The organism is Psychrobacter sp. 1Y4, assembly GCF_051847555.1.
In genome coordinates this window covers 1-522 of sequence record NZ_JBPYDE010001138.1, presented here as the reverse complement: position 1 = coordinate 522, position 522 = coordinate 1, and the positions used below count along the sequence as shown (strand labels likewise).

1 protein-coding gene is annotated in these 522 nt (G+C 42.9%); it reads left to right on the top strand.

Going from position 1 to position 522, the window contains the following annotated elements; genetic code table 11:
- The coding region (locus ACS8FC_RS20815) for a phospholipase D-like domain-containing protein (protein WP_459112995.1) at nucleotides 1-522 on the top strand (522 nt) is incomplete at both ends.

Genomic DNA, 522 nt, shown 5'->3' with positions numbered 1-522 from the left:
AAGTTTTCAACATTGAATTACGTCACTGGTTTACCGCGTATCAATCGCCGTATGCATAATAAAAGCATGACGTTTGATAAACAGATTACCATTATCGGTGGACGTAATATCGGTAATGAATACCTGAGTAACGATCAAAGCAGCCAGTTTGCGGATTTGGATGTTTTACTGATTGGTAAAGTCGTCGCAGACATTGATAATAGCTTTGCCAGTTATTGGTCATCACCGCTGTCGTTTGACATCGAAACTTTGGCCAAATTTGACGATGATGTCACGCCTGATTTCTTAAAGGCATTAGACAAGCTGGGTATAGATGAGGAAAATAACGAAGGCAGTAGTTTAACGGTCTATAAAGCCGCCATCAAAGACTCTACGATAGACACTGATCTGATCAACAAACGCGTGCCTTTTCGTTGGACAGACATGCAGTTTTTGAGTGACGATGTTGGCAAGCTGTCCAAAAGCGTCTCATCTGAGACCAACTTGGTGCATCAACTGCGCACGTTACTCGGTAGCCCAACC